The organism is Streptomyces pactum, assembly GCF_002005225.1.
Classification (GTDB): domain Bacteria; phylum Actinomycetota; class Actinomycetes; order Streptomycetales; family Streptomycetaceae; genus Streptomyces; species Streptomyces pactum_A.
Genome location: NZ_CP019724.1, coordinates 7,776,718 through 7,796,793, shown reverse-complemented (window position 1 = coordinate 7,796,793; position 20,076 = coordinate 7,776,718). Strand labels below are relative to the sequence as shown.

Below are 20,076 nucleotides of genomic sequence, written 5' to 3'. Positions count from 1 at the left end.
AGGGGTGGGTCACACGCCGGGCCGGGGCCGTGCCGTCGGGGGCGGCACCCGATGACTTCCGGGCGCCGACACCCGTCATGGGCCCGGGACGCGGGCCGCTCGGCGGCCGAGAAGGTTACCGCCGTGCGTGCGAGATGAGGGGTGCCACGGCCGACTCGGGGATCCCGGCCGCGGCACACCCTGCCGCCCCGGTGCGGGAGGACTGCGCAGCGGGGCACGCCCTGCGACTTCCCCGGGCCGGCACCGCGACACTGCACCAGGCGAGTGGTGGTCGCGGCCGGCGACCGCCCCGCCGCCTCTGGTATCGCCGGTTACCGGCGCGGGGTCAGGATTCGCGGCGGGTCATCGCCCAGGCGATGTCGTGCAGTTGGCGGTAGGCGTCGGCGGTCGGCCGGGCCAGCGACAGGGACCGCAGCGCCGCCGCCATCTGACGGCGTGCCTCCTCCTCGGCCGCCTGCCGTCCGCCGGCCTGTTCCACGAGGTGGCGCGCCAGCCCGATGGCGTCCTCGTCCAGTGGGTGCGGTGCGCGGTACAGCTCGCGCAGCCGCTCGGCCTGCGCGCCCGGAGCCGCGAGGGCCGCCACCACCGGCAGTGACTTCTTGCGCGCGGCGAGGTCCGCGCCGACCGGCTTGCCGCTGCGCGCGGTACGGCCCCAGATGCCGAGGATGTCGTCCGCGCACTGGAACGCCACGCCGAGTCGCCGGCCGAACTCCCGCAGGCCGCCGACCCGGACGTCGTCCGCGCCGGCCAGCACGCCGCCCAGCGCGCAGGCGCAGCCGATCAGGGCACCCGTCTTGCCCGTGGCCATGGCCAGGTAGTCCGCGACCGAGACCTCGTGGGACTTCTCGAAGGCGACGTCCTCGCTCTGCCCCTCCACCAGTTCCATGAGGGCGCCCACGAGTTCCTGCACGGCCGCCTCGGCCCGCCCCGGCGGGGCCTGTGTCAGTGCGCGCAGCGCCGCGACCAGCAGCGCGTCTCCGGTCAGTACGGCCGCCGGGGTCCCGAACAGCGACCAGGCGGCGGGCCGGTGGCGGCGCAGCGCGTCGCCGTCGATGACGTCGTCGTGCAGCAGGGTGAAGTCGTGCACCAGCTCGACCGCCACGGCGCCGGGCACCGCGGCCGACGGGCTCCCTCCGACGGCCACCGCCGACAGCAGGGTGAGTGCGGGGCGCACCGCCTTGCCGCCGCCGGACGCGGTCGCGCACGGTGCGCCGTCGGCGTCGCACCAGCCGCGGTGGTACCGGGCCACCAGGCTCTCCGCGGCCGGCAGCGACTCGACCGCGGCCCGCAGGGCGGGCGAGAGCACGTCGTCGACCCAGTCCAGACGCGGAAAGGCAGCTACCGGGGGCGAGTCGGTGATCTGCGACACGTACTACTCCTCACGATGGCAGGAAATGACGGCGGGAAACGACGGCCGGACACCACGGCCGGACACGATGACGGGTACGGGAACGGACGGCGCTCGCGCCGCGCCCGCCGCACCGCCAGTCAATCGGCTGCCGCACCGCGCGGTGACGCCGCGGCGCACCACCCGGCGAAAGATCACCGAAGCAGCCCAGCTCCGTGCGCACCCACCCGGCCGACGATCGCGCCGACCGCGCGTCACGGCCGCCACCGACCGTGGTACGCCGTCCGCCCCGCCGCGGGATGCGGCGGGGCGGACGGCTGCGGACGGTCCGTCAGCACGGCGTGGCTGCCATCAACTTCTCGAACGAAGCCATGCAGTCCGGGCAGTGACGTGCCCGTTCGCCGTCGGATGCCTCGATACGTTCGCGGAGTCGCTGTCCGCACAGGGTGGCCGCGGCCTGTTTGGCCATCACGTGCCACACCAACGCTCCGCCCACCTTCTCCGGGCCCACGCACATTTCGTACATGATCGGCCTCCCAGCCTGGACGCCGCTGACACTCTCCAGGAGACACCGGATCGGTCGTCACCAGTACTGTGCAGGGGCCATTCGGGTGACGGCCGGTTCGGCCCTCCGAGGTGGTGACGCACCCGGACGGATAGAAACGATCAGCCAATCGGCCCTACCCGACTGGGCGCGTGACGTGGCGTCGACGCAGGCTGCCGGGGTGGGCTGTCGGCTGCTCCGGGCGGATGGCACGCGGACCGGACCGAGCGCGCCGGTCCCGGCGGCGGAACGCCGCGCCAGGGGTCGGGGGGTCGCCTCCTGGCTCACCACGACCGATCACAAAACGGATCGGCCACCTCTGCCTCATCACGCCGTTCGGCCGGCGTGTCGGCGGCTGGAGTCAGCCACGTCCTGTCCCCCGCCGCCGCACAACTTCCGCGAACTGCCGGGGGTGTGCTTCGCCGCGGGCGGTGGTGTGCGTGCATGGCCGGTGAGTGCCCCGGGCCGCCGCGCGGTCACCTGCGCCTGTGCGGCGGCCGGGCATGCCCGGCCGCCGCGGCCGTTCAGTACAGCTTGCCGACGGCCGTGACCGTGGTGGCCTTGAAGTCGGCCACCTGCGCGTGCGCGAAGGTGCCCATCTGCCCCCACTGCACGACCGTCACGGCCCTGCCGTCCCTGCCCACGGAGAACAGGCCGATGTCGGAGGCGCCCCACTCCGCGACCGTGTGGACGCCGTAGACGTGGGCGCCCTCCTCCACGTCGAGACGGCCGTAGTACTTCTGCGTGGCCGTGATGTCGGGGTACTGCTCCATCACCTTCCGCGCGCAGTCGGCGAGGTTCTCGCGCAGCAGGGCGGCGAACTGCCTGGCGCGCTGGGTGCTGCGCTCGACGACCGTGACCTGGAGGGCGCCGGTGTCGTACTCGGTCCAGTACCGGCGGTGGGACGCGGTGGACGGCAGGGCCTCGCCCGCGCACATCGGCAGCGGGTCCGGCTGGCCGGCGGTGACCGCTGCGGCGTACCAGTCGGAGGTGGGGTGCGGCGGCAGTTCGGCCGGCTCCAGGAAGGCGGGCGGGCCGGACTCGGGCGGCGTCGCGGTCGCCGGGACGGCGGCCACGGTGACCGCGGCACCGGCCGCCAGCGCGGTCACGGCGGCGCGGAAACCTCGGGATCGTACGTACATCTTTCCCCCATGGCGGTCGGTCGGTGTCGGTGTCGGTTTCGGTCAGGCTTTTCCTGTACGACACGACACGACCGCCATGGGTTGCCCTCGTCAGCCGGCCGCGTTGTCGGTGCGCATCCTCACCTGCTCCTCCAGACGCCGCAGGCTGCTGTCGAGGGCGTCGGCCACCGCGGACTGCCCGGGGTCGTGGCCCTCGTCGAAGAACGACAGGTGCACCGTCACCTCACTGGCCCCGCTGTCGAGTCCGGCGACCTGCAGCCAGCCGGCGTAGCTGCCCTGGTCGCGGGTTCCCCATTCGAGGCGCATCTGCTCGGGCCGGGCGCTCAGCAGTGCGGAGGTGTCCTGGTCGGTGCGGTCCTCGTGCACGGTGACGGCGGGCGGGTCCTCGGGCTCCACGTGCAGGTCCCGGGGCAGCCAGGTGTCGAGCTGCCCGACGTTCGCGGCCTGGTCGAAGACCTGCTCGGGGTGGGCGGGCATGGTGCGGGAACGCTCGTACTCGGTCATGTGGCACCACTCCTGTGCACTCGGTGGCGTACGACCTGACGCGTGCCCTGTCTGCCCGGACCGAAGCGCTTCGCGGGTGATCCGCTCGACGGGCGGGGCGGGACACGCGGTGCCAGACTGCTGCGCAGTGCGCCCCGTCACGACGGGTTTCTCGACGAGGGGAGACGAGGTGTCGACGTCGCAGGCGAGCGGAGCGCTGCTGCTGGAGTTCCTCGCCGATCCGGCCCATCTGACGCTGGACCTGGCCACCGCCGTGGTCCGGTGCAGCAAGGCGCTGGATCTCCAGCACGCGGTGGTCTACCTCGTCGACCTGCAGCAACGGCATCTCGTACCGCAGACCGACGTGGGATCGGCCATTGCCGTGGACGGTTCCCTCGCGGGCTGGTCCTACCGGACGCAGGCGCTGCGCGTGGAGGAGTCCGACACCGGCGGCGTCACGGCGTGGCTGCCCCTGCTGGACGGTGCCGAGCGGCTCGGGGTACTGGCGGTGCACTCGTCGGCACTCACCTCGGCCACGCTGACCCGGGGGCGGGCGCTGGCGTCGCTGCTGGCCATGATGATCACCTCGAAGCGGGCCTTCGAGGACTCCTTCGTCCGGCACACCCGTACCGAGCCGATGCGCCTGCCCTCCGAGATGCTGCGCGCGCTGCTGCCGCCGCGCACCATCGGCAACTCCCACGTGGTGTCGACGGCCGTGCTGGAGCCGGCCTACGAGCTGGGCGGCGACGCCTTCGACCACTCGCTCACCCGGACGACGTTGCACGTCTCGGTCATCGACTCCATGGGCCATGACCTCGCCTCCGGGCTGACCAGCGCGGTGGCGCTGGCCGCCTGCCGCAACGCCCGGCGCAACGGGGCCGACCTGCCCGCGCTCGTGGCGTGCGTGGACGACGCGCTGGCCCGCTGGCTGCCGGAGCAGTACTGCACCGCCGTCCTGGCCCAGCTCGAGTTCGAGACCGGTCTGCTGCGCTGGAGCAACTGCGGCCACCCCGCGCCGCTGCTCATCCGGGGTGAGCAGTTGATCGTCGACGCCCTGGAGCGGGACGCCGACCCTCCGATGGGCGTGCCGACCCGCCTCTCCCCCGACCCGCGCCGCACGCACGAGATGAGACTGGAGCCCGGTGACCGGGTGCTGATGTACACCGACGGGGTCACCGAGGCGCGCACCCGCGAGGAGAAGCTGTTCGGGCTCGAACGGTTCGCGGACTACGTCATCCGGGCCACGGCCGGCGGCGAGCTGGCCCCGGAGACGCTGCGGCGCCTGATCCACTCGATTCTGGACTCGCAGGCCGGCGGGCAGCTCCGGGACGACGCGACCATCCTGATGTTCGAATGGCGGCCGCCGGTCTGCTGACGCCGCGGCGCCGCGCCGGCCGCGTCAGATCCGGTGTCCCCGCGCACGCAGCCACTCGTGCACGGTGTCCTTGTCGGACGGGGTGATGCGCACGGGTCCCTCCACGTAGGGACCCTCGTCCTCGGTGAAACCGGTGTCCGTGACCCTCGCGGTGACCCAGGTGGCCAGGTCCTGGGCGTCCGGTTCGGACAGGGCGCCCCGTTGCCAGCCGGTGCGGGCCTGCCGGGCGGCGGCGCGGTCGTGCTGTTCGGTCTCCGCCAGCCAGGCCGCCACAAGCCGTGCCACGGTCTCGGTCCGGTGGTCCTCGGGCCCGGTGCTCCGCCGCGCCTGCTTGTCGTTCATACCGCCCGGGTGCCCGCGATCCCCGGGAAGCCTCACCTCCGAGACGGCCTCGTCGTGTCGGCGGTACCGCGCCGGGTACCCGGAAAGCGAGGGGAGGGCCGGCCGGGTCCGCCCCGGCAGGCGACGGTCCGGAAAGGGGACAGCAATGACGCAGCCCGCCGACGACCACGCTCTCGACCAGCGCGCCGGCGTTTCCGAGCTCCGTCCGGCAGCGGGGGACTCCCGACTCGTGCCCCGGAACGACGCACGCCACGAGGATCTCCCGCTCGACCGCAACCAGGCGATCCTGCAGGCGGCCAAGCAGGTGGGCTCGATCCTGAAGAAGAAGGAGCACCCGTTCGCGCTGGCCGGCAGCGTGGCCGTGTACGCGCACGGCGGCACCCAGAACCTCCAGCACGACGTCGACTTCTGCATCCGGCCCGGCGACGCGGAGGCCGTCGCCGCGACGCTGCGGGAAGCGGGCCTGGCGGTGTACACACCGCCCGAGGACTGGCTGCTGAAGGCGAACTGCCTGGGGCAGCAGGTCGACCTCATCTTCGAGCTGGCGCACGAGCCGGTGACGGCCGAGTTGCTGGCGCGGGCCCAGGAACTCTCGGTGGACTCGGTACTCATGCCGGTCCTGTCGCCGACCGATCTGCTGCGCGGTCTGCTGACGGCCTTCTCGGAGCACCACTGCGACTTCGGTGCGGTGCTGCCGATCGCCCGCACGCTGCGCGAGAAGATCGACTGGGACGAGCTGCGCCGCGACTGCGGGCAGGCCCCGATGCCCGCCGCCTTCTTCTTCATCCTCGAACGGCTGGAGATCATCTCCCCGGCCGGTTCCCCGGCCGGTACCCCGAAGGAGGAGCAGCGATGAGCGACCCCGTCGCACACCAGGGCCCCGCGGCGAGCGACACCGCGGCCGGGAACGTCGAGTACCGCGTGGCCCACCTGCACGACCGGCTCGCCGCGGAAGAGCTCGGCGAGCTGGGTGTACGGGCCGAGATCCGGGCCGGCGCGATCGTGATCACCGGGACGGTGCCCTCCGCGCAGTGCCGCGAGACGCTGCTGCGGGTCGCCCACGAGGAGCTGGCCGGGCTCACCGTGCACACCGACGTCGTGGTGGCGGAGACGACCGGCCCCGACCACGCGGAGGAGCTGTGATGATCCGCGTCGCCGCCGTCGGAGACATCCACATGGGGCCGGAGAGCCAGGGACTGCTGCGCCCCGCCTTCGAGACCCTGCCCGACTGTGCCGACCTGCTGCTGCTCGCCGGGGACCTCACCCGGCACGGCACACCGGAGGAGGCGCGCGTGGTGGCACAGGAGGTACGCGACCTGCCGGTGCCGGTGGTGGCCGTCCTCGGCAACCACGACCACCACGACGAACAGCCCGAGAAGGTCACCGCCCTGCTCCAGGACGCCGGCGTGCGAGTCCTGGAGGGCGAGGGGACGGTCGTGGACTGCGCCGGGACCCGGGTGGGGATCGCCGGGACCAAGGGGTTCGGCGGCGGGTTCGTCGGGCGCAGCGCGGGAGAGTTCGGCGAGCCGGTCATGAAGGAGTTCGTCCGCACCACCCGCCGCTCGGCGGACAGCCTGCACGCCGCGCTGAAGGAACTGGACGAGGAGGGCTGCGCGGCCCGGGTGGCCCTGACCCACTTCTCCCCCGTCGCCGACACGCTCGCCGGTGAGCCGCTGGAGATCCACCCGTTCCTCGGCAGCTATCTGCTGGCCGAGGCGATCGACACGGCCGGCGCGGACCTCGCCGTCCACGGCCACGCCCACCTGGGCTCGGAACACGGGATGACGGCGGGCGGGGTGCGGGTGCGCAACGTGGCCCAGCCCGTCATCCGCCGGGCCTTCAACGTCTACCGGCTGGGCACCTCCTGACCCGCCCGGTGCGTCAGGTCCGGTCGCCGTCCTCCGTCGTACGGCCGAGGCAGGTGACGTCCGCGGGATCGAGGCCCGCCGCCTCGATCTCGTGGAAGCCCATACGGTCGTAGAAGGCCCTGGCCGGCGTGTTGGCCGTGGCCATGACCAGGTGGACGGCCGGTACGCCGCGCTCCCGCAGTGCCCGCCAGAACGTGCGCATCAGCGTGCGGCCGTGCCCTCGGCCCTGCCAGTCGGGCAGCAGGTCGATGTGCAGATGGGCCGGATACGCGGCCAGTTCGGGGACGATCATCCGTTCCGGGTCGTGCAGCAGCCCGGCCATGACCTCGTCCGGGGTGCCCGGCGGCCCCTCGGGTGCGGGGTAGCGGTCCGCGACCCGCGGCAGCCACTTGGCACGGAACTCCTCCGCGAAACGCCGCGTGTCCGCCGTGCCGAGGATGTAGCCGACCGCCCGGCCCTGACCGTCGTCCAGCACGAAGGCCAGGCCGGGGTCCAGGTGGACGTAAGGGGCGGCGAAGATGGCCGGCAGGACGGCGGGGTCGGCGTACACGGGCCGGCTGTCCCGGCCGTTGTGCGCGGTGCGGACGCAGATGTCGTCGAGGGCCGGAGCGTCGGCGGAGCGGTACGGGCGTACGGCGGCAGTCGAGGTCACCGCAGCATCCTGCCTGTCTGGGAGCGCTCCCACAAGTAGTTCGCTTCGACCGGAGGCACTCGGGTACCCGGCGGCCCGGCAGTGTGCAGGAAGTTGGCGGGAGGCCGGCGATGGAGGATGCTACGGACCGGATCGCGCAGCCGTGGGGCGGCAGAGTGCCCTACGGACGGCACGAGACCTGGCCGGCCCGGGTGGACACGTTCCTCGCGGACGGGGTGGAGCCCGAGGCGGTGCAGCGGTGGGTGCAGTCGGCGTCGATCCTGCACTCCGACGGCGACGCCATGGACATCGCGGTGACCGACGGCCGGATGGTGGGCGTACGCGGCCGGGACGTGGACCGGGTCAACCGGGGCCGGCTCGGCCCCAAGGACCTGTTCGGGTGGCAGGCGAACGCCTCCCGGGACCGGCTGACCCGGCCGCTGGTGCGGCGCGACGGGCGGCTGGTGGAGACGGACTGGGACACCGCGATGGATGTGGTGGCCGCCCGCTCGCGCGAGCTGCTGGACCGGCGGGGCCCGGGCTCGATCGGCTTCTACACCTCCGGCCAGCTCTTCCTCGAGGAGTACTACACCCTCGCGGTCCTCGCCCGGGCCGGTATCGGCACCAACCACCTCGACGGCAACACCCGGCTGTGCACGGCCACGGCCGCGGAGGCGCTGAAGGAGACGTTCGGCTGCGACGGTCAGCCCGGCAGCTACGACGACTTCGACCACGCCGACGTGATCGCGCTGTTCGGCCACAACATCGCCGAGACCCAGCCCGTGCAGTGGATGCGGCTGCTGGACCGGATGGAGGGGGCCGATCCGCCGCGCCTGCTGTGCGTCGACCCCCGTCCCACCCGGGTGGCCCAGCACGCCGCCGTGCACCTCGCGCCCCGCGGCGGTACCAACGTGGCCCTGCTCAACGCGCTGCTGCACGAGACGATCCGGCACGACCGGATCGACCGCGACTTCGTCGACGCGCACACCGTCGGCTTCGAGGAGCTGGCCGAGCGCGTCGCCGACTGCACGCCCAAGTGGGCCGCGGACATCTGCGACGTCCCCGCCGCCCGCATCGAGGAGGCGGCCGAACTCGTCGGCACCACCGACGCGTTGGTCTCCACGGTCCTCCAGGGCGTATACCAGTCCCACCAGGCCACGGCCGCCGCGGTGCAGATCAACAACCTGCACCTGATCCGGGGCATGCTGGGCCGCCCGGGTGCCGGCCTGCTCCAGATGAACGGCCAGCCCACCGCGCAGAACACCCGCGAGTGCGGCGCCAACGGCGACCTCCCGGGCTTTCGCAACTGGCAGAACGACACCCATGTCGCCGACCTCGCCAAAGTGTGGAACGTCGAGCCGGAGACCATCCCGCACTTCGCGCCCCCGACGCACGCGATGCAGATGTACCGGTACGCCGAGCAGGGCTCCATCCGGATGCTGTGGATCAGCGGCACCAACCCGGCCGTCTCGCTGCCGGAGCTCTCCCGGATCCGCTCGATCCTGACGCAGGAGCGGTTGTTCACGGTCGTGCAGGACCTGTTCCTCACCGAGACGGCGCAACTGGCGGACGTGGTGCTGCCCGCCGCGACCTGGGGCGAGAAGACCGGCGCGCTCACCAACGCGGACCGCACGGTGCACCTTTCGGAGAAGGCGGTCGAACCGCCCGGCGAGGCCAGGCCCGACCTGGACATCTTCCTGGACTACGCGCGGCGCATGGACTTCCGGGACAAGGACGGCGGCCCGCTGATCACCTGGGACGACCCCGAGTCCGCGTTCGAGGCGTGGAAGCGGTGCAGCGCGGGCCGCCCCTGCGACTACACCGGCCTGTCCTACGCCAAACTGCGCGACACCAGCGGTATCCAGTGGCCCTGCGACGAGGAGTCGCCCGAGGGCACGGCGCGCCTCTACACCGACGGCATCGACTGGGCCCACCCGGACCTGTGCGAGAGCTACGGCAAGGACCTGGAGACCGGGGCGTCGCAAGAGGTCGTGGAGTACCGCTCCCTCAACCCGGACGGCAAGGCGGTGCTGAAGGCCGCCGCCTACCGGCCGCCGCACGAGGAGCCGGACGAGGAGTACCCGTTCCAGCTCACCACGGGCCGGACGATCTACCAGTTCCACACCCGCACGAAGACCGGGCGGGCGCCCCAGCTCGACGCCGCCGCCCCGGACGTGTGGGTGGAGATCTCCACCGCCGACGCGGACCGGCTCGGCCTCGGTGAGGGCGACCTCGTCGACGTGACCAGCAGGCGCGGTGCACTGCGGGGGCGGCTGCGGCCGACCGGCATCCGGCCGGGGCTGCTGTTCGTACCGTTCCACTACGGCTACTGGGACACCGACGACGGGTCGGGTCCGGGCCCGGACACGCCCGGGCGGGCGGCGAACGAGGCGACCATCACCGACTGGGACCCGGCCTCCAAGCAGCCGCTGTTCAAGACGGCCACGGCCGCCCTCACCCTCGTAGAGCGCGGCGACGGCCGGCCGTCCCCGGCACCGACCACCACCGCCTCGGCCCCCGCCACCGCAGGCGTCGCGCGGCCCACCGCGGGCGGACCGGCGGCGCACACGGCACAGACGCCGGCGGAGTTCCCGCACGGCCGCGAGGAGGGCGCCCAGTGAACGGCATCACCCTGACCCTGCGCACGCTGCACCGCGGCGAACGGCACCTGGCGCACGACCTGGTGACCGTCGCCGAGCGGCACCGCACCGAGCACGAGGTCCACCACGTCGCCACGGACCTCGCCGTCTGGTCCCGCGAACACGTCCGGCGGCTGGCGGAGGCCGCCGCGGGCCACGACGTGAAGCTGGGCGACCCGCCGGACCACTCCCCGGACGGCGTCTTCGCGACGCTGCGGAAGAAGGCGTCGGAGGCGGTGGTGCACCGTCCCGAGCCGGGTCTGCTGCTCCTGCGCGACCTTCGGGAGCTGCACGTCGCCGCCGCGGAGAACTCGCTGCACTGGGAGATGCTCGCCCAGGCCGCCCAGGCGTCGAGGGACAGCGGACTGCTGGAGCTCGCCTCCTCCTGTCACCCGCAGACGCTGCGCCAGATGCGCTGGACCAACACCATGATCAAGAACCTGTCTCCACAGCTCCTGAACAGCCTGTGACCTGCGCACCGTCCGCACGGCGCGGTGCCGATGAGCGCCGCTACCACGCCGGCCGCCGAATGGCGCCGCCCGGTCCGGGCACCTGATGATCGCAGTAGGCACCACACGCTTGGCAGTCACCGGTACCCATGGAAAGAAGCGAGAGAGCGTCATGAGTCTTTTGCGTATGGTCGGCCGCCCCATGCTCGCCTCGATGTTCGTCGCGGGCGGTATCCACTCCATGCGCCGGCCCGCGGACGTGGCCCCGGCGGCGGAACCGATCGTCCGACCGGTGGCCGACCGCGTGGCGGCGCTGCCGGACGACACCGAACAACTCGTACGGCTCAACGGCGCCGTCCACGTGGTGGGCGGGGTCCTGCTCGGGCTGGGCCGCTGCCCCCGGCTGGCCGCGCTGGCCCTCGCGGCGGCGCTGGTCCCCACCACCCTGGCGGCGCACCGCTACTGGGAGGCGGAGGACCCCTCCGACCGCGCCCAGCAGCGCATCCACTTCCTGAAGAACCTGTCCATGATGGGCGGCCTGCTCATCGCGGCCGACGACACCGGCAGTGCTCCCTCGCTGCTGTGGCGCGGCCGCCATACGGCCCGAGGCCTGCGGCACGACGCCCACTTGGTGCACCGCTCGGTGCGGGCCACGGCACGTCCCGCGGCGACGGCGGGCGGCATCCGGGCCAAGCTGGGCAACTGAACGGGGCATTGGCCCACGGAGTGTGGGGGACCCGACGCTCGTGGCGGGGAGGTCCCGTAACCGCCACGACATCGCTGGAGGTGAAACATGGGACACGGAGGAAACGTCATCGACGAGCTGACGACCGATCACCGTGAGGTCGAGGAGCTCTTCGGCAAGATCGAGGCACTGCCGTCCGGTCACAAGGACCGCAAGCTGTACGCCGATCAGGCCACCATCGAGCTGATCCGGCATTCGGTGGCGGAGGAGGCGTATCTCTACCCGGCCGTCCGTGAGCACGTGGCGAACGGGGACGCCCTCGCGGACAAGGAGCTCGAGGACCACGCCGAGGCCGAGCAGATCATGAAGGACCTGGAGGGCTGCGCGTCGGACGACGCCGAGTTCGACCGGTTGATCGGCAAGCTGATGAGCGAGATCCGTGAGCACGTCGCCGACGAGGAGGGCAACCTCTTCCCGAGGCTCCGCGAGGCGTGCCCCGCGGACGCCCTGGACCAGTTGGGCGACAAGGTCCGGCAGGCGAAGAAGACGGCGCCGACGCGTCCGCACCCGTCCGCGCCGGACAAGCCGCCGATGAACAAGCTCCTCGCGCCCGGTGCCGGAATGGTCGACCGGGTGCGGGACGCGATGTCGGGGCGGGGCAAGGCCGGCTGAGCCCGCCCGTTCCGCGCCGCGTGCGTGGGGCCCGTCCGTCGTGAGGGCGACGGGCCCCGCGCACGGACAGGTGGTGCAGCGCGTGCCTTCACGTGCGCCAGGTGAGGACCGGGTACGGAGTGTCCTCACTCACCCGCACCAGGTGCGGAGGGTCCTCACCCGCACCAGGTGCGGAGGGTCCTCACGTGCGTACGCCGGGTGCGATGCGGGGGTGTTCTCACACCCGCCACTCCCCCGCCCGCCCGGTCGTCGCCGTCGGGATCGGATCGGGTCGGTCACGGAGGGAGGCGACGGTGCGTTCCAGGCCGTCCTGCCAGGTCACGCTCGGCAGCCAGCCGAAGATCTCACGGGCGAAGCCGGTGACCGGCCGGGGCTCGGCGGGCCGGTCCTGCGCACCGTCGACGAAGGCCAGCGGCGAGTCGGAGCCGGTCAGGTCGATCACCCGGCGGGCGATCTGCGCGGCGGTGGGCTCCTCGTCGCCGCCGATGTCCACGGGCCGCACCGAGCGGCCGGCCGCGACCAGCAGCACGCCGTCGACCATGTCGTCGACGTAGCACAGGGAGTGCGTCCGGCTGCCGTCCCCGGTGACGGTGACCGGCCGGCCGGCGAGTGCCTGCTCGAGGAAGCGGGCCGGGGCTTGTCCGGTGTCCGTGCGCATACCGGGTCCGTAGGCGGTGAACAGCCGGACGATGCCGGCGTTCGAGCCGTGGGTGCCCGCGTGTGCGGCGACCAGGGCCTCCGAGAACCGGACGGCCTCGGCGCAGGCACCGTGCGGACCGACCGGGTCCGTGTCGGACGGCACGTCGGGAAGGGCCGGCGGCGAGGAGGCGAGCAGGAACCGGGCGCCGTCCCGGTCGGCGACGGCCAGCGCGGCGCGGGTGCCGAGGCTGCCGGCCTCCAGGATCTCCACGGGCCGGTCCGGCCAGGCGGCCGGAAACGCGGCGCCCGCCAGGTGCAGGACCAGGTCGTAGGGGCCGGTGAGCGCGTCCGGACAGCCGGGTTCGGAGATGTCCCGTTCCAGGAAGCGGAAACCCGGCCGGCCGGCCAGGTGGGCCACCTTCTCCGCCCGCCCCGTGGAGAGGTTGTCCAGGCAGTCGACTTCGACTCCTGAATCGAGCAGGCGGGTGCACAGATGGGAACCGAGGAACCCCGCACCGCCGGTCACCAGGGCACGGCCCCAGGGCGGGCGGGCCTCCGCCCGCGGGCCGAACGCCGCCATCGGCATCATGAGGACGACCTCTCTTCCTCCGCGAAGCGCTGACGAGCGTGCCCCGGGTGCCCCGCCGAGTCGCTTTCATACCCTGACCTCTGCCGCGGCCCTCCCGTGCCGGTGCGCGTCACCAGGTGGGCGCCCGGGCCCCTGTGGTCGCCGTCACGGCCGCCGGCCCGGCACGCGTGGCACCGGCCGGCGCTGTGATCAAGCCCACTCGACTCGCCAAGTCCAGCGCGACCGCAGGGGTTTGGCCCAGGAGGCCCGGCTCGCCGAGGGGCGTCGGCGATGACTCGCCGGTCCCTTCTGCCACGATGGTCGGCGCCGTCATCCGGCTCAGTGGAGTGGCCGCGCAACGCAGCCGGCCTTCTCGCTCCCGTCCCCTTCCCTTCCGGGTCTCACGACTCGTCTTCGAGTGGCGCACTGTGTCTTCTTCCCCTGCCCCCGCCCCGCCGTCCCCCGCCTCGGCACCCGCCGAGTCCGCGTCCCGTTCGCCGTGGCGGTCGCTGAGATACCGCAGCATGCGCTGGTGGTCGGTCGCAAACTTCGTGTCGAACGCCGGCACGTGGATGCAGCTCACGGTGCAGAACCTGCTGGTCCTGCAGATCACCGGGTCCGCCGCCGCGACAGGTCTGTCGATGTCCGTCCAGGCCGCGCCCGCGCTGCTGATCAGCGTGTTCGGCGGTGCGGCCGTCGACCGCTGGCCGCGGAAGCTGACCGCCGCGGTCAGCCAGGCCCTCCTCGGCGCGGTCGCCTTCGTGACGGCGCTGATGGTGGCGCTGGACCGGCTCGACGTGACCTCCCTGATGGTGCTGGCCGCCGTCACCGGTGTCATCGCCACCGTCGACGGCCCGGCGTGTTCGCTGCTGGGCAACGACCTCGTACCGCCTCAGGACGTGCCCTCCGCGATCGGAGTGGGCGCGCTGGTCCACCAGGCGGGGCGGCTCACGGGCGCCGCCCTGGCCGGGGTGACGGTCGGCTTCCTGGGCACGGCCGCCGCCTACACCGCCAACGGGCTGTCGTTCCTGTTCGTGGCCTCGGTCATCCCCTTCCTGCGTCCGGCGCGCGGGGCGGTCGCGTACGTCCCGACCGCGAAGCGCCACGGTGCGGCGGACGCCATGACGGTGCGGGAGGGACTGGCCTTCTTCGCGCGCCGTCCCCGGCTGCTGGCGCTGGCCGGTGTCACCGGGGTCAGCGCGGTCTTCGGGCGCAACTACCAGCTCACGCTGGCCGTGCTCGTCACCGGACCGCTCGCGGGCGGCGCCGGGTCGTTCGGCACGGTCTCCACGGTGCTGGCGGCCGGCGGCATCGTCGGCGCGGTCCTGGGCGCCCGGCTGCGCCGCCCCTCCGTACGGATCGTGGGTGCGCTGGCGGCGGCGGGCGGACTGCTGCAGGTGGTGGCCGGACTGTCGCCGTCGCTGGCCGTGCTGCTGGTGATGGTGCTGCCGATGGCCGTGGTGGAGTCCGTCTCCGACACCGCGGGCACGGCGGTGCTCCAGACCGACCCGCCCGCGCACCTGCGGGGCCGGGTGCTCGGGGTGTGGGGCAGCATCGGCACGGTGTGGAGCCTCGGCGGTCCGCCGGCGCTCGGCCTGCTGATGGAGCTGGCCGGGGCGCGGGGCGCGCTCGTCGCGGGCGGCCTGATCATCGCGGGCAGTATCGGTGCGGGGCATCTCCTGCGGCAGCGCCGGGTCACGGCGCCGGTGGCGGTACGGGCCGGGGACGTGGATGTGCCCGGGCAGGCGGCGCTGGGGACGGCCGCCTGATCGGGGTCACAGGCCGCCGCGGGCGCCCCACCCGGGCCGGCGCGGATCAGGCGACGAGCGCCTGGCCGGGGTTCATGCGGTCGACGAGCTGGGCGTGGTGCAGTGCGGCGACGGGCGCGGCGAGGTCGGGGTGGCGCAGGAGGGCCGCTGCCCGCCGGTCCTGCTCGTCGGGCGCCAGCAGGCGGCGGAACTCGACCGGCGTTCCCTCCGACGTACCCGCCGCGGCATCGCCGTCGGCCAGCGCTGCCACGGCCAGGGCGGCGAGTTCCGGGTCGGTCAGCAGACAGGCCGCCCAACTGGCGACGACCTCGTCCACCCAGGTCCGCCAGGCGTCCCCGTCCGGATCGGCGGGCGCCGTACCGTCCGCGCCGGTGATCCAGTCGAGCCGGGCGGAGCCTCCCGGGCCCGCCACGCCCAGCAGCGCGACGTCCATCGGGGTCGGATACCGCAGCCGGGCCGCGACCGTCACGGCCTGCCGCGCCTGCACCTCGCACAGGGCGCAGGCCAGCGCACCGCCGGACGCCGGATAGGCGCCGGTCAGCCACTGGGTGGTCGCCGCGATGACGGGAGAGAGATCTGCCTGCACTGCCGGGCCGTCCGAACTGCTCGTCGTGGGACTGTGCGTCTGGTCGTCGTGGAGGACACGGGGTCCGCGAAGACCGTAGCCCGGGACCCCCGGCGCGGAACATGGCCCGGCTCTCGCCGGCGACGTGGCCTCGGACACATCTCCGGTCGGCCGAAGGGCCCGAACGCGGACGGCCGCACCCGACGGCACACACCGTCACACGACGTGGAACCCGCCCCTACCCGGGGGCGACGGGCGGCCTTCGTCGGTCACCGGTGGCCGCCCGGTTCACCGGCGCGGAGAAGAAATCCTCGGTAGGACCGTCGTCCCCCAGGCCGTCCCCTCGTCCTGCTGCCGGAAATCCGGGCTCCCGCGTCCGGGGCTCCTACCTCCGGGCTCCTACGTTCTGGCCCGCACTATCGGGGCTCCCCGTCCTGGCCCCCGCCGCCTGCCCCCCCGGCCTGCCCCCGCGCCCGGCGACGGCGTCCGGTCCCGGGCGTGCGCTCACTCGGCCGCCACGACGATGCAGCGCCGCAGCTCCTCGACCGCCTCCGGGTCGCCCTCGATGGTGACCCCGGTGTCCCCGTCGGCGCTCTCCCGGTTCCACAGCCGGCGCAGCACGGCCTCCGGTGTGCCGCTGAACGTCACGTCGGCCGTGCCGTCGCCTGCGCCGTCCGTCACGGCGAACCGCCCCGGGCCGGTCCGCACCCGCCACGCGGCGTCACCGGCCCGTACCAGGTACGTGTGTCCCGGCGTACCGGCCAGGATGTCGGTGAAGTACTCGCCCCATTCGGCGACGGAGTGGGCGGCGAAGACCTTGAGCAGTTCGTCGATCCCGTCCACCGCGAGATCCGCCGGGACGGGGGCGACAGGCTGCCCGGTCGCGAGTTCGGCGTCGATGCGGTGGACGACGGTCTCCTGGGCCATCCGCCGGATCCAGAAGCCGACGCTCTGGTCGGGGCCGTACCAGGTGGCGGCCGGGTCCTCGGGGCCGCGGGTGGCGAACTCGGCGCGCAGCGCGGTGTACCCGCGGTCCAGCAGTGCCGTCGGCTCCTCCGCCGCGAATTCCTTCGGCGGCCACGGCTCGGGCTCGGCGCCGTCGCGCATGGCGGCGGTCTTGTGCAGGTAGACCTCGCCGACGTGGCGGGTCAGGTCGGCGACGGTCCAGCCGGGGCAGGAGGGGACCGGGGCGCCGGCGTCGGTCCCGACGACGGCCCGCAGCCGGTCGTAGTCGGCCGCGAGGCAGTCGAGGAAACGGGAGAACTCCATGCCGCAGAGCCAAGCACACGCTCAGGTACGGGGCACGGCGTTTTACCGGCCGGTGGGGGCGGACCCGTGCTCACCAGGCCCCGCTGGGGAGCACGGGCCGCCGGACGGCCTCGGCGGCGTCCCGCAGATGGAGGGCGACGGTGATCAGGGCGCGCAGGGCGGAGGGGCGCAGGCTCTGGGCGCTCTCGGCGGCGAGCACCAGCAGGCAGCCCGCGGCCTGCTCGACGACCGGGACCGAGAAGGCGCGGTCGCCGCCGCCGGCCCCGCGGAACGCGCGCCAGGGGGTCGCGGCGCCGTCGATGGCCTTCTGGACCGCCTGCTCGAGATGCCGGGCGGCCTGTTCGCACACGGGGGCGGGCAGGGTGATGGTGCGATGGAACGCTGAACTGGTCATAGTCCCACTGCTCCCCCGCGCCCGGGATGTTCGATCGGCCTGCCGGGCGTTTTTCACCGGGTCGGCCGCAGTCCGGTCCTAACCTGGTGGTCGTGTCCGCCCTCTCCTCGCCCTCGGCCGCCGCGGCCCGGTTCACCGGCCGGCCGGTGACCGGTGCGCGTCCGCTGACCGGGTCGCTCACCGAGGTCACCCTCGACGACGGACGCGCGGTGGTGGTCAAACGCGGCGACGGCGCCGGGGCGGCGCGGGCCGAGGCCGCCGGGCTGCGCTGGCTGGCGGAGTCCGGCACGGTAGGGATCCCGGCGGTGCACGGCGACGACGAGCACTGGCTGGTGACCGACCGCGTGGCACAGGGAAGGGCGAGTGCCCGGGCGGCGGTCCGGTTCGGCCGGGACCTGGCCGCGCTGCACGCCGCCGGGGCGCCGGCGTTCGGTGCCGCGCCGCCCGGCGGGCCCGGGAACGCCTGGATCGGGCTCGCCCCCATGCGCAACGTCACCGGAACCGACTGGCCGAGCTGGTACGCCGAGCACCGGGTGCTGCCGTATCTGCGCCGCGCGGTCGACGCGGGCACCGTCGGGCCGGCGGAGGCGGCCGACGTCGAGCGGGTCTGCGAACGGCTGCCCGATCTGGCGGGGCCCGCACAACCGCCCGCGCGGCTGCACGGCGACCTGTGGAGCGGCAACGTGCTGTGGGGCGCCGACGGGCGTGTCCACCTGATCGACCCGGCCGCGCACGGCGGGCACCGGGAGACCGACCTGGCGATGCTCCGTCTCTTCGGCTGCCCGCACCTGGACCGGATCCTGGACGGCTACCGGGACACCGCGCCGCTCGCCGACGACTGGGCCGACCGCGTCGGCGTGCACCAGCTCTTCCCGCTGCTGGTGCACGCCGTGCTGTTCGGGCGCGGCTACGCCGAGCAGGCCCTCACGGCGGCCCGGGCGGCGCTGCGGCGCGCGGGGTGAGCGTCAGCGCGTCACGACGTGCCGCTCGTTCGGGACGCAGTGGGTCATCGTCAGGCCCGCCACGTCGCGCGGCGGGTTCTTGCCGAGGTTGGCCAGCCGCTCGCGGTCCTCGTCGGTGAGGGTCTGACTGGCCAGCGGCTCCAGGTGCGAGACGTCCTGCGGGCTGATGCCGATGCCCTCGCCGACCCGCAGGCCGAGGTCGTTCTCGACCAGCAGGAAGTGCCACACCATGCGCTCCTGCACCGGCCGGTCGCACTGGGAGAGCAGGTTGACGAAGTTCGCCACCAGGTCGTCGCGCTCCCACTCCTCCAGCAGCAGATAGCGCTGTCCGGCCTGCATGTAGTCGTTGGTGCGCGGGATCCGCTTGCGGGTGAGCCGCCCCTGGATCTCCGGTCCCTGATCGTCGTGCGTGGGGTACTCGGCCTCGCGCAGGCCGCCGGTGATCGACGGCTCGTAGTTGACGATCGGGTTCTCGCCGCCGCCGTCCTGGTGGTAGGCCATCAGGCCGTCGCGCTGGTTGGTGCGCACGTCGGCGTTCTTGGCCTGGTTGACGGGTAGCTGGAGGTAGTTCGGGCCGACCCGGTAGCGCTGGGTGTCGCTGTAGGAGAAGGTGCGGCCGACCAGCATCTTGTCGTCGGAGAAGTCCAGCCCGTCGACGAGGACGCCGGTGCCGAAGGAGATCTGCTCGTTCTCGGCGAAGTAGTTCTCGGGCATCCGGTCGAGCACCATCCGGCCGACCGGCTTCGCCGGGAACTCCTGCTCGGGCCAGGTCTTGGTGTCGTCGAGCGGGTCGAAGTCGAGCTCCGGGTGGTCGTGGTCGTCCATCATCTGGACGAGCAGTTCCCACTCGGGGTACTCGCCGCGCGTGACCGCGTCGTAGAGGTCCTTGGTGGCGTGGCCGAGGTCCTGTGCCTGGACGTTCGCGGCGTCCTCCTCGGTCATGCTGCGGACGCCCTGCCTGGGCATCCAGTGGTACTTGACGAGCTTGGTCTCGCCGGCCGCGTTGACCCACTTGTAGGTGTTGACGCCGAAGCCCTGCTGGTGGCGGTAGTCCGCCGGGATGCCGCGCGGGCTGAACAGGTTGACCAGCATGTGCATGCACTCCGGCGTCTGCGACATGAAGTCGAAGATGCGCCGGGGCTGCTGCTGGAAGGTGACCGGGTCCGGCTTGAGGGCGTGGATGACGTCCGGGAACTTGATCGCGTCGCGGATGAAGAAGACGGCCAGGTTGTTGCCGACGAGGTCCCAGTTGCCGTCCTCGGTGTAGAACTTCACCGCGAAGCCGCGGGGGTCGCGGGCCGTCTCGGCGGAGTCGCGTCCGCCGATGACGGTGGAGAACCGGACGGCCAGGTCGGTGCGCTTGCCCCGTTCCTGGAACAGCTTGGCCCGGGTGTAGCGGTCGATCGGCTCGTCGCCCCAGGCGCCGTACGCCTCGAAGTGGCCGTACGCGGTGACCCCGCGGGCGTGCACGACACGCTCGGGGATGCGCTCGCGGTCGAAGTGGCTGATCTTCTCCAGGAACTGGTAGTTCTCCAGCGTGGCGGGGCCGCGGGCGCCGACCGTGCGCTGGTTCTGGTTGTCGTAGACGGGGTGCCCCTGCCGGTTGGTGAGCACCTTGCGGTCGTCGCCCGGGGCGGGCCCCTGGCTCGATACGTCCGTCATGTTCGTGGGCTCCTTCGACTCGTGGCCGGCCTCGGACGCGGCCCTGAGCTGCGAGGCGGCCGTCGGCCGC

General features: G+C 73.2%; 20 protein-coding genes. 10 read left to right on the top strand and 10 right to left on the bottom strand.

From position 1 onward, the window contains the following. Positions 1 to 325: 325 nt before the first annotated feature. The 3 genes from B1H29_RS34135 to B1H29_RS34120 all read right to left on the bottom strand — a co-directional run bounded on the left by B1H29_RS34135 (position 326) and on the right by B1H29_RS34120 (position 3,538). Complete coding sequence (locus tag B1H29_RS34135) at positions 326 to 1,369, bottom strand: polyprenyl synthetase family protein (RefSeq protein WP_055420268.1); 1,044 nt, start codon at positions 1,367 to 1,369, stop codon at positions 326 to 328. Between the two features lie 1,047 nt (positions 1,370 to 2,416). After that, on the bottom strand, positions 2,417 to 3,034 hold the full coding sequence (locus B1H29_RS34125; RefSeq protein ID WP_055420270.1) for a hypothetical protein: 618 nt from the start codon (positions 3,032 to 3,034) through the stop codon (positions 2,417 to 2,419). A 90-nt stretch (positions 3,035 to 3,124) separates the two neighbouring features. Beyond that, positions 3,125 to 3,538: an SRPBCC family protein gene (locus B1H29_RS34120; protein WP_055420271.1), complete on the bottom strand. Its 414-nt coding sequence runs from the start codon at positions 3,536 to 3,538 to the stop codon at positions 3,125 to 3,127. Positions 3,539 to 3,707: 169 nt separating this feature from the next. Here B1H29_RS34120 and B1H29_RS34115 point away from each other — a divergent pair, with 169 nt between their 5' ends. Then, positions 3,708 to 4,892, top strand: a complete 1,185-nt coding sequence (locus tag B1H29_RS34115; RefSeq protein ID WP_055420272.1) for a PP2C family protein-serine/threonine phosphatase — start codon at positions 3,708 to 3,710, stop codon at positions 4,890 to 4,892. A gap of 24 nt (positions 4,893 to 4,916) precedes the next feature. Here the strand turns inward: B1H29_RS34115 and B1H29_RS34110 are convergent, their stop codons facing one another. Then, positions 4,917 to 5,234, bottom strand: coding sequence for a hypothetical protein (locus tag B1H29_RS34110; RefSeq protein ID WP_055420273.1), 318 nt, complete (start codon positions 5,232 to 5,234; stop codon positions 4,917 to 4,919). 145 nt (positions 5,235 to 5,379) lie between these two features. Between B1H29_RS34110 and B1H29_RS34105 the strand changes: the two genes are divergently transcribed. From B1H29_RS34105 to B1H29_RS34095, 3 genes are read left to right on the top strand one after another with little or no spacing between them, the layout of a single operon-like run. Continuing rightward, complete coding sequence (locus tag B1H29_RS34105; RefSeq protein ID WP_055420274.1) at positions 5,380 to 6,090, top strand: nucleotidyltransferase family protein; 711 nt, start codon at positions 5,380 to 5,382, stop codon at positions 6,088 to 6,090. Then, complete coding sequence (locus B1H29_RS34100) at positions 6,087 to 6,377, top strand: BON domain-containing protein (protein WP_055420275.1); 291 nt, start codon at positions 6,087 to 6,089, stop codon at positions 6,375 to 6,377. The genes B1H29_RS34105 and B1H29_RS34100 overlap by 4 nt, the downstream gene beginning before the upstream one ends. After that, positions 6,377 to 7,102 (top strand): metallophosphoesterase family protein, encoded by a 726-nt coding sequence (locus tag B1H29_RS34095; protein WP_055420276.1) that lies wholly within the window; start codon positions 6,377 to 6,379, stop codon positions 7,100 to 7,102. The genes B1H29_RS34100 and B1H29_RS34095 overlap by 1 nt, the downstream gene beginning before the upstream one ends. 13 nt (positions 7,103 to 7,115) lie before the next feature. On the opposite strand, the gene B1H29_RS34090 is transcribed toward B1H29_RS34095, so the two are convergent. Then, a complete protein-coding gene (locus B1H29_RS34090; RefSeq protein ID WP_055420277.1) occupies positions 7,116 to 7,754 on the bottom strand; it encodes a GNAT family N-acetyltransferase in 639 nt (212 codons plus the stop codon). Positions 7,755 to 7,864: 110 nt separating this feature from the next. Between B1H29_RS34090 and B1H29_RS34085 the strand changes: the two genes are divergently transcribed. From B1H29_RS34085 to B1H29_RS34070, 4 genes are all read left to right on the top strand, one after another. After that, positions 7,865 to 10,354, top strand: coding sequence for a molybdopterin-dependent oxidoreductase (locus B1H29_RS34085; RefSeq protein WP_055420278.1), 2,490 nt, complete (start codon positions 7,865 to 7,867; stop codon positions 10,352 to 10,354). Beyond that, positions 10,351 to 10,842 (top strand): hypothetical protein, encoded by a 492-nt coding sequence (locus B1H29_RS34080; protein WP_055420279.1) that lies wholly within the window; start codon positions 10,351 to 10,353, stop codon positions 10,840 to 10,842. Before B1H29_RS34085 ends, B1H29_RS34080 begins: the two co-directional genes overlap by 4 nt. Before the next feature lie 151 nt (positions 10,843 to 10,993). Next, positions 10,994 to 11,527: a DoxX family membrane protein gene (locus B1H29_RS34075; protein ID WP_055420280.1), complete on the top strand. Its 534-nt coding sequence runs from the start codon at positions 10,994 to 10,996 to the stop codon at positions 11,525 to 11,527. Between the two features lie 87 nt (positions 11,528 to 11,614). Beyond that, on the top strand, positions 11,615 to 12,178 hold the full coding sequence (locus B1H29_RS34070; protein WP_055420281.1) for a hemerythrin domain-containing protein: 564 nt from the start codon (positions 11,615 to 11,617) through the stop codon (positions 12,176 to 12,178). Between the two features lie 217 nt (positions 12,179 to 12,395). On the opposite strand, the gene B1H29_RS34065 is transcribed toward B1H29_RS34070, so the two are convergent. Then, positions 12,396 to 13,406, bottom strand: coding sequence for an NAD-dependent epimerase/dehydratase family protein (locus tag B1H29_RS34065; protein ID WP_055420282.1), 1,011 nt, complete (start codon positions 13,404 to 13,406; stop codon positions 12,396 to 12,398). A gap of 407 nt (positions 13,407 to 13,813) precedes the next feature. Here B1H29_RS34065 and B1H29_RS34060 point away from each other — a divergent pair, with 407 nt between their 5' ends. After that, positions 13,814 to 15,154: an MFS transporter gene (locus B1H29_RS34060; RefSeq protein WP_055420283.1), complete on the top strand. Its 1,341-nt coding sequence runs from the start codon at positions 13,814 to 13,816 to the stop codon at positions 15,152 to 15,154. Between the two features lie 46 nt (positions 15,155 to 15,200). On the opposite strand, the gene B1H29_RS34055 is transcribed toward B1H29_RS34060, so the two are convergent. The 3 genes from B1H29_RS34055 to B1H29_RS34045 form a co-directional block, all read right to left on the bottom strand. Continuing rightward, the gene (locus B1H29_RS34055) at positions 15,201 to 15,740 is read right to left on the bottom strand and encodes a hypothetical protein (RefSeq protein ID WP_055420284.1); all 540 of its coding nucleotides are present in this window, start codon (positions 15,738 to 15,740) and stop codon (positions 15,201 to 15,203) included. A gap of 483 nt (positions 15,741 to 16,223) precedes the next feature. After that, positions 16,224 to 16,988 (bottom strand): maleylpyruvate isomerase family mycothiol-dependent enzyme, encoded by a 765-nt coding sequence (locus tag B1H29_RS34050; RefSeq protein ID WP_055420285.1) that lies wholly within the window; start codon positions 16,986 to 16,988, stop codon positions 16,224 to 16,226. A 70-nt stretch (positions 16,989 to 17,058) separates the two neighbouring features. Further along, a complete protein-coding gene (locus B1H29_RS34045; RefSeq protein ID WP_055420286.1) occupies positions 17,059 to 17,382 on the bottom strand; it encodes a hypothetical protein in 324 nt (107 codons plus the stop codon). A 92-nt stretch (positions 17,383 to 17,474) separates the two neighbouring features. On the opposite strand from B1H29_RS34045, the gene B1H29_RS34040 reads away from it, so the two are divergent. Then, on the top strand, positions 17,475 to 18,344 hold the full coding sequence (locus B1H29_RS34040) for a fructosamine kinase family protein (RefSeq protein ID WP_409350923.1): 870 nt from the start codon (positions 17,475 to 17,477) through the stop codon (positions 18,342 to 18,344). 3 nt (positions 18,345 to 18,347) lie between these two features. Here the strand turns inward: B1H29_RS34040 and B1H29_RS34035 are convergent, their stop codons facing one another. Beyond that, complete coding sequence (locus B1H29_RS34035; protein ID WP_055420288.1) at positions 18,348 to 20,006, bottom strand: catalase; 1,659 nt, start codon at positions 20,004 to 20,006, stop codon at positions 18,348 to 18,350. Positions 20,007 to 20,076 lie beyond the last annotated feature (70 nt).

Coding starts and splice junctions, on each gene's coding strand:
- B1H29_RS34045 (WP_055420286.1), bottom strand. CDS start 17,382: ATGACCAGTTCAGCGTTCCATCGCACCATCACCCTGCCCGCCCCCGTG.
- B1H29_RS34095 (WP_055420276.1), top strand. CDS start 6,377: ATGATCCGCGTCGCCGCCGTCGGAGACATCCACATGGGGCCGGAGAGC.
- B1H29_RS34050 (WP_055420285.1), bottom strand. CDS start 16,988: ATGGAGTTCTCCCGTTTCCTCGACTGCCTCGCGGCCGACTACGACCGG.
- B1H29_RS34125 (WP_055420270.1), bottom strand. CDS start 3,034: ATGTACGTACGATCCCGAGGTTTCCGCGCCGCCGTGACCGCGCTGGCG.
- B1H29_RS34085 (WP_055420278.1), top strand. CDS start 7,865: ATGGAGGATGCTACGGACCGGATCGCGCAGCCGTGGGGCGGCAGAGTG.
- B1H29_RS34110 (WP_055420273.1), bottom strand. CDS start 5,234: ATGAACGACAAGCAGGCGCGGCGGAGCACCGGGCCCGAGGACCACCGG.
- B1H29_RS34105 (WP_055420274.1), top strand. CDS start 5,380: ATGACGCAGCCCGCCGACGACCACGCTCTCGACCAGCGCGCCGGCGTT.
- B1H29_RS34100 (WP_055420275.1), top strand. CDS start 6,087: ATGAGCGACCCCGTCGCACACCAGGGCCCCGCGGCGAGCGACACCGCG.
- B1H29_RS34065 (WP_055420282.1), bottom strand. CDS start 13,406: ATGATGCCGATGGCGGCGTTCGGCCCGCGGGCGGAGGCCCGCCCGCCC.
- B1H29_RS34120 (WP_055420271.1), bottom strand. CDS start 3,538: ATGACCGAGTACGAGCGTTCCCGCACCATGCCCGCCCACCCCGAGCAG.
- B1H29_RS34070 (WP_055420281.1), top strand. CDS start 11,615: ATGGGACACGGAGGAAACGTCATCGACGAGCTGACGACCGATCACCGT.
- B1H29_RS34035 (WP_055420288.1), bottom strand. CDS start 20,006: ATGACGGACGTATCGAGCCAGGGGCCCGCCCCGGGCGACGACCGCAAG.
- B1H29_RS34075 (WP_055420280.1), top strand. CDS start 10,994: ATGAGTCTTTTGCGTATGGTCGGCCGCCCCATGCTCGCCTCGATGTTC.